Source organism: Micromonospora sp. NPDC006766 (genome assembly GCF_040636055.1).
In the GTDB taxonomy this organism is placed as follows: Bacteria; Actinomycetota; Actinomycetes; order Mycobacteriales; family Micromonosporaceae; genus Micromonospora.
Genome location: NZ_JBEYIX010000131.1, coordinates 1 through 1680, shown reverse-complemented (window position 1 = coordinate 1680; position 1680 = coordinate 1). Strand labels below are relative to the sequence as shown.

Sequence of the window (1680 nt, the reverse complement as noted above, 5' to 3'; positions counted from 1 at the left end):
GGCTCTGTCGCCGATCTTGTGACGGCGTGGAGCTGAGGCCAAGATCAGCCGAGTGCTCTCAAGCTTGATCAAGGCTCTGCCGCATCTGTCCAACGTGGTCGTTGATGGGGTCGAGCGATCGGCCGGGGCGATCGTTTTGCGGGCGCGATCGCGTACGCGTCGGGGCAGGTGCCCTCGGTGCAGCAGGACTTCTGGTCGTGCTCATGGCAGGTACCGGCGCCGGCTCGCGGACGCGGCGCTGGGCGGCCGGGCTGTAGTGATCGATCTGTTGGTACGTCGCTTCAAGTGCGTGTCGAAATCCTGTCCTGCGGTGACCTTCGCGGAGCAGGTGCCGGGCCTGACCCATCCGCATGGCCGGCGCACGCCGGTGCTGCAGCACCAGCTCGTGCAGTTTGCGGTGGCGCTCGCGGCGCGGCCGGCGGCACGGCTCGCTGGACGGCTTGGCGTCCCGGTCGCCAAGGACACCCTGTTGCGGCTGGTCCGGGCCTTGCCCGACCCGCCGGCCGGTGACGTGCGGGTGGTGGGCGTTGATGACTTCGCGCTGCGCCGCCGCCACGTCTACGCCACGATCATCGTGGACCTGGAAACGCGGCGGCCTGTCGAGGTGCTCGAGGGCCGCGATGCCGGACCGGTCACGGCGTGGCTGGGCGCCCATCCCGAGATCGAGGTGGTGTGCCGCGACCGCGGTCGAGCTTATGCCGAGGCCGCGCGGACCGGTGCTCCGCAAGCGGAGCAGGTCGCCGATCGGTGGCATTTGTGGAACAACCTGTGCGAGGCGGTGGAGAAGACCGCCGCCGCGCACCACGCCTGCATCAAGACCGCGTTCACCGCGGCTGAGCTACCCGTGGACGTGCCGCCGCCACCATTGCCGGACGTGCACTACGACGTCCGCGGCCGACCTCGCGCGCTCGTGACCCGCACCACCGAGCGCTACCACGCCGTGCAAGAACTCGTCGCGGCCGGCCGGTCACTCAAAGGCATCAGCCGCGACCTGCAGCTGGACTACTACGCCGTGCGCCGTTACGCCCGCGCCGCGAGCCTCGACGAACTCATCGCGCCGGTGATCCACCGCCGCTCCGTGCTGGATGCGTTCAAGCCCTACCTGTACGAGCAGTTCGCCCAAGGGCAGCGCAACGCGGTGCAGTTGTATCGGCAGATCCGCGACCAGGGGTACGCCGGTAGCAGCAGCACGGTCAATCTCTACGTTCACTTGCTCAAACGGGGCGTGGCCGCCCCGCCAGCACCACGGCCGATCCCGGCGCCCCGATTCGCAGCGACCCTGCTGCTAACGAATCCCGACCGGCTACCACCCGGGCAGGCGAACGACCTGCAAGACATCCGAGCGGCATGTCCTCATCTGACCGCTGCGGCCGAGCACGTGCGAGCCTTCGCGAAGATGCTGACCAACCTGACCGGCCGCCAACATCTGTCCGAGTGGATCGACAGCGTCCGCGCGGACGACCTGCCCCACCTGCGGCAGTTCGCCGACGGGCTCAACCACGACTACGACGCCGTCCTCGCCGGCCTGTCCACGGTCTGGAGCTCCGGACAGGTTGAAGGCCAGAACACCAGGGCCAAGCTGGTCAAACGCATGGGCTACGGCCGCGCCAACTTCGACCTGCTCCGCAAACGCATCCTGCTCCAGGCGTGAGCCCCCGTCACAAGATCAGCGACAGAGCC

The 1680-nt window shown here is 68.6% G+C and carries 1 protein-coding gene; it reads left to right on the top strand.

Translation table 11 applies throughout. The annotated features are described in order from the left end of the window. Positions 1–52: 52 nt before the first annotated feature. Complete coding sequence (locus ABZ671_RS32675) at positions 53–1651, top strand: ISL3 family transposase (protein WP_357865416.1); 1599 nt, start codon at positions 53–55, stop codon at positions 1649–1651. The last annotated feature ends 29 nt before the right edge of the window (positions 1652–1680 follow it).